At 52.3% G+C, this 5,016-nt stretch carries 8 protein-coding genes and 1 pseudogene; 6 read left to right on the plus strand and 3 right to left on the minus strand.

The features are described from left to right. From J07HQW2_RS17225 to J07HQW2_RS02275, 6 genes and pseudogenes are all read left to right on the plus strand, one after another. Positions 1 to 224, plus strand: a pseudogene (locus tag J07HQW2_RS17225) (hypothetical protein); the annotation flags it as partial. After that, the gene (locus J07HQW2_RS02260; protein WP_021053631.1) at positions 217 to 675 is read left to right on the plus strand and encodes an HVO_A0114 family putative DNA-binding protein; all 459 of its coding nucleotides are present in this window, start codon (positions 217 to 219) and stop codon (positions 673 to 675) included. The pseudogene J07HQW2_RS17225 and the gene J07HQW2_RS02260, both read left to right, overlap by 8 nt. A gap of 58 nt (positions 676 to 733) precedes the next feature. Continuing rightward, positions 734 to 871, plus strand: coding sequence for a hypothetical protein (locus J07HQW2_RS17230; RefSeq protein ID WP_303703903.1), 138 nt, complete (start codon positions 734 to 736; stop codon positions 869 to 871). A gap of 120 nt (positions 872 to 991) precedes the next feature. Next, a complete protein-coding gene (locus J07HQW2_RS02265) occupies positions 992 to 1,510 on the plus strand; it encodes a DUF7342 family protein (protein ID WP_021053633.1) in 519 nt (172 codons plus the stop codon). Positions 1,511 to 1,695: 185 nt separating this feature from the next. After that, on the plus strand, positions 1,696 to 2,910 hold the full coding sequence (locus tag J07HQW2_RS02270; RefSeq protein WP_021053635.1) for an RNA-guided endonuclease InsQ/TnpB family protein: 1,215 nt from the start codon (positions 1,696 to 1,698) through the stop codon (positions 2,908 to 2,910). A gap of 118 nt (positions 2,911 to 3,028) precedes the next feature. Beyond that, positions 3,029 to 3,331, plus strand: coding sequence for a hypothetical protein (locus tag J07HQW2_RS02275; protein ID WP_021053636.1), 303 nt, complete (start codon positions 3,029 to 3,031; stop codon positions 3,329 to 3,331). 30 nt (positions 3,332 to 3,361) lie between these two features. On the opposite strand, the gene J07HQW2_RS02280 is transcribed toward J07HQW2_RS02275, so the two are convergent. The 3 genes from J07HQW2_RS02280 to J07HQW2_RS02285 form a co-directional block, all read right to left on the minus strand. Continuing rightward, on the minus strand, positions 3,362 to 3,619 hold the full coding sequence (locus J07HQW2_RS02280) for an AbrB/MazE/SpoVT family DNA-binding domain-containing protein (RefSeq protein ID WP_021053637.1): 258 nt from the start codon (positions 3,617 to 3,619) through the stop codon (positions 3,362 to 3,364). 140 nt (positions 3,620 to 3,759) lie between these two features. Further along, a complete protein-coding gene (locus tag J07HQW2_RS17235; RefSeq protein ID WP_303703904.1) occupies positions 3,760 to 3,897 on the minus strand; it encodes a hypothetical protein in 138 nt (45 codons plus the stop codon). A 299-nt stretch (positions 3,898 to 4,196) separates the two neighbouring features. Beyond that, positions 4,197 to 5,016, minus strand: an 820-nt coding sequence (locus J07HQW2_RS02285) for an RNA-guided endonuclease TnpB family protein (RefSeq protein ID WP_021053640.1), incomplete at its 5' end; no start/stop codon positions are given.

Below are 5,016 nucleotides of genomic sequence, written 5' to 3' on the forward strand. Positions count from 1 at the left end.
CGGAAGCCACGGCCCACCGTGCCCGTGTACTTCACCATCCAGAGACTGGGGACATACTCCGATATGACAACGCACATGATGCAGATGACATCGGATGGCACCACCGACACATCAATTTCGGTACGGACTCCGACATTAATTCCCAGAGTATCACTGCCCATGCTGCTCGATTTCTCCAAGAAGTCAATCATCTAACTAGCATCGAAAACACAGATCATGACTAATTCAATTGACAACGGTTGGCCTGACAAGTACAGCGATCCCCGTGATCGTCCTTGCCCAGCTCTCCTTCGTGTAACTGTTGAGAGTTTTGAAACCATGCAAGAGGACACCCTTGACGCCGGAGAGAAGATTGCTGACGGGGAATCACAACCAGCTGTGGTCTCGTTCGCTACTGTTGGCAACCTACGCAAAGTTCTCACCAATCGCCGAATCGAACTGCTACAGTGCCTCATCGATATCGATGGTGCGGCTGAAAGCATTACTGCAGTAGCCAACGAGCTTGAACGGGACTACCGTACGGTTCACGACGATGTCAGCCTCCTCACCGATCATGGTCTTCTGTTCATCATCGACGAAGGCCAGTCAAAACGCCTGTATGTCCCATACGAGCGGATTCATCTTGATGTGGAGCTTGCTGGACTCTCGGCTGGAGAAAATTCTGCTCTTGCCTAACGTATATTTGCCTCGTAGACTGCTTCTGACAGGAATGACACGAGATCAACCAATACCGATGACTGACGAGGATATTGAGACGCTTCGAGAGGATATCAAAAAGGTGCGGAAAGAAGTACGCAAAGATCTTGCAGCAGACTTTGGAAGCGATCCCGAGGACTACCGAGCTGGTAACTCAACCCCGGACGCTGAGTGAACGGCCTTGTTGTCGCTCCGAGCCCCGGTCTGCTTCTAATTGAGTCTCTGACCCTATCGAAACAAATCAAATATTCTATTTGAAGGTAGATTTATTATCTTGACGGGGTTGTAGTGTGCTATGAGCGAATCTGCTGGTGTTGAAGCGTGGAAAGAACAGACCACTGCGTTCGACCGAATTCAGTCAGTCGCCAGTGCTGTTTCCAAACCACGGTCTGTCTCATATATCGCAGATGAGGCCCATGTGGCGGAAAATACAGCCCGAGACCACCTTGAGCGACTTGTCGAGTTGAATGTTCTTCTCAAGCGTGACCGAGACAGGACAGGCCACTATGCTCCCGATCCGCTCCATACCCGAATACAGATGCTTCGGGAGTTAGTTGAACAGCATGACCGTGACGGTCTCATTCAGCTGAAGACCTCTTTGCAATCCCAGATTGAAGACTGGCAGAGTCAATATACTGTTGAGTCGCCTGCTGAGGTTCGTGCTCATGCTGCAGAGACAGAGACCTCAGAGCAGACACGAGAAATCCGACAGACAGCGAGTGATTGGGAACTCATTTCCTATCGTCTCTCTATCGTTGAGGATGCAATCGAGAACTACGACACATACAGCGAAGACTTCCGAGTATCTGCTTGATATGGGTGAGACATCTGATTCATACGACTCAGCAACGACGTCTCACCGTGCACTTCACAGGCGGTACAAGGCGGATGCCCCGACTGAGGTCGGGGGGAAGCCGCCATAGACAATGCCGAAACTACGCGACGATGGTAGTCTAACTCCCAATATGTAAATACCTATACGCTTACGTGTGAACTACAGTGGACTACCGTCGTACCGCCGTAATCAAACTCGACATACCCGACGGAGCCGACGCTTTCCTCCGAGAGACTGTCGAGCAGTTCAAACACTGTGCCAACACCGCAAGCGAGTGGTGTTGGCACGGCGACGACGGCTTCCACGTTACCTCGAAGGCCAAAGCCGAAACCGCACTGTACGACCAGCTCAAAACAGAAACGGATCTCACCGCGAATCTCGTCCAGAAAGGGATTCGCCGGGCTGTTGAAGCTGTAAAGAGTGGTGTCGAACGGATCAAACGAGGCGAAGATACCTCGAAACCGCACTTTTCGGCAGACAGCGTGGTATATGACAAGCGGAGTGCGACCTTCCACCGCGACCACGTATCGCTGTCTACTGTTGATGGACGGATTGAGTGCGAATATATTCTCCCCGATAACTCGGAGACACCACCGACAAAGTACGTAGCCGACGAGGATTTCGAGTTTCGGATGGGACACTTACAGTACCGCGATGGTGAGTGGTACCTTCATGCCTCAATGCAGAAGGAAACAGCCGAGAAGACGCCCGAATCGACCACCGAGCACAGAACAGTCCTCGGCGTCGATTTGGGCGTGAACAACCTTGCGGTCACCTCAACTGGCACGTTCTGGCCAGCAGATGAGTTCAACCACTGGCGGCGCGAATACGAGAAGCGTCGTGGCGACCTGCAAGCGTGCGGCTCTCGGCACGCCCACGAGAATATTGAATCAGTGGGGCGGAAAGAAACCGGGAGGTTCGAGATACAGCTCCATACGGTAGCGAACGAACTCATTACGGAGGCGATTGAAAATGACTGTTCGCACATCGTGTTCGAGGATTTAACGCATATTCGGACAGAAATTCCTGAAGCATCGTGGCAACACATCTGGGCGTTTCGCCGCCTGTATGAGTACGTTGAGTACAAGGCCACAGAACACGGTGTTGAGGGGGTGCAGGTTGATCCACGGAATACGTCGAACCGTTGTTCGACGTGTGGATTTACGCACGACGATAATCGACATCAGGAATCGTTTGCGTGCCAGCAGTGCGGCTACGAGAACCATGCCGACTACAACGCGGCGAAGAACGTCGGCTTGCAGTATCTCCGTCGTCGGCAAAGTGCAGGCGACGGAGGCGCACCTGTAGACGTGCGCTTGAATCGCGGGACGCTGAACGTGAGCGGGGAATACAACCCTCCTGCTACTACTCAGGCATAGAACGGGAGTCAACGCGAAAGCCTCGGGGCTCGACCCCGAGGCAGTTTACAGTATCAAACAAGAGCTTACACGACATCCAATCGCTATCGAAACTCGCGGGTTTCCAGCTGGCGAGTTTGTGGAAGTCGTTGCAGATCTTGCAATAGAGCGGTGGGGAGTTGACAGTGACAATGCTACGCTAACGGTTCGATGGTTTGCTGGAGAGAGTGAGGATGCCCGCCCCGAGTTTTCGTTTCATTACAGCGATGCTGAGCGTGATCTTGGATGGCACCATCATGAGCAGGAACATGTTGAGGGCTGGGGCCATTTTCAGGAGCGAACCGGTACTGCTGGGTATTCTTACGAATCGTATACTTTCCCGTCAGAAAACCCCGCTCGACTTGTATGGGAAATAATGTCTTGTCTTTCTTCCAGACTTTGAGCGGTCAACTACTGCTTTTTTTAAACGTTTTCACTTCATCCAGGTACTCTCAGCCACAGCGTCACTTTCCCATGCAGGCCCATCGAACGGTTCGGCGTCTTCGAACGCACCATACCCTTCGTGAATGATCTCAACTGAAAGTTCTCCATCTGAGATAACCCACCGAACGGTATCTCCCGGTTCAAGCGCGTCATCGAGTGCGGCCCGAATCGCTGCTGGGATCGTCGTTGCATAACTGTCATTGATCGTGGATTCCGCCTCCACCAGCGTATCCGAGCCACTCGACATACGTGGTCATTACACTCCGAGCACAAAGATATTGAGACGTTTTGAATGGAGACTGAGAGGAGCTGCTCCACGAGATACCCGAAGATCTCGTAGCGGATCTTGGTGACGACCTCGAAGAGTACCGGGTTGACAAATCGATTTTAGTCGTGTTTGAACGCTTCCTTGACTTCGTCAAGAGTTGCAAAATCAAGAGATTTTGCGGCTTCAAGAGCTTGGTTAATATTCTCTTGAATCTCCTGTTCTGACTTCGAACTATCCCAAGCTGTGTCGCTCATCATCTAGTTTAGTGGGTTTACGAGCAATATAGTCTTGTGATCAGCACTGTTGCTATACTTGATCAAGCGGCGCAAAATTATCGTTATCTGTCCGTTTCAGTAGCTCTCGCCGGTTTTGTAGCTGCTTAGTCTTGATCAGTTCTTTCACAATGTCATCCCACGTTTCTTCTGATCCTCTGAGTTTACTTAGCTCCTCAAAGGTCTCTATACGGAGAGGTATACGCTTCATCGGACGTGGCATATCTATAGAATTGCACGCTCACGTGAAGTACCCCGCGCACGGTGGCGCGGGGCGTCCGTGTTTACTCCGGCACTGCTGGGGCAACGGAATTCAATTCCTCTCGCACTCGGCTCTCACCTTGTGCCGACGTTCTGTGTCGGTCAACACCTGAAGTGGAAGCCACTCCATGAGAATCGGTCGCTCCACCACGACCCGATGCCGCCCGTCTCACCTTCCGAACCCTGGGAAGGTTTTCGAGAGACGGCACATTCTCAGTTCGCTCGTCTAGCCAGTTCTGCACGATACAGACTGCGGCTTTCCGATCTGCATGATCCTGAAACCCGCACTGCTGACACTTGAACCGCTTTTTGTGTCGGTTCCCACGGGCTGTGTGCTGGCAGTCTGTTCGTGGGCATCGCTGGCTGGTGTATTCTGGATCAGCCTTCGCTGTCGGAATACCAGCCCATGCAGCCTTGTACGACAGCATATCCTGCAATGAGGCAAACGGTAGGCTATGCAACCGCCGGTTCATCCGCGTGCCGTAGTCAATCGAATCCCGCATGTCCTTGAGGTCTTCAAGGATGAGTTCCGGAGTCGTGAATTGCGACATCCAATCGACTACCTGCCGCGACACCTTGTGCAGACAATCGTGAACGTAGTCGCGTTCCGCTGTCTGTACGACCGATTCAAGCCCGGTTTGCCCAGCGGTCTGCATCCGCTTTCGCTTGGTGAAAAACTCGTGTCGCCGCTCTTTGATTGACGGATACGAAACCACGATTGAGTCTTTCACCTCTCCATTGCGATCCATTGCAGCAAGTGCCACACAATCCTCGTTGACATCAACGCCGACAACGGTATCTGCATCGTCCGGGCTTGCCACGTCACAGTCTTCTTTCGTGACG

Source organism: Haloquadratum walsbyi J07HQW2 (assembly GCF_000415985.1).
GTDB lineage: Archaea > Halobacteriota > Halobacteria > Halobacteriales > Haloferacaceae > Haloquadratum > Haloquadratum walsbyi_B.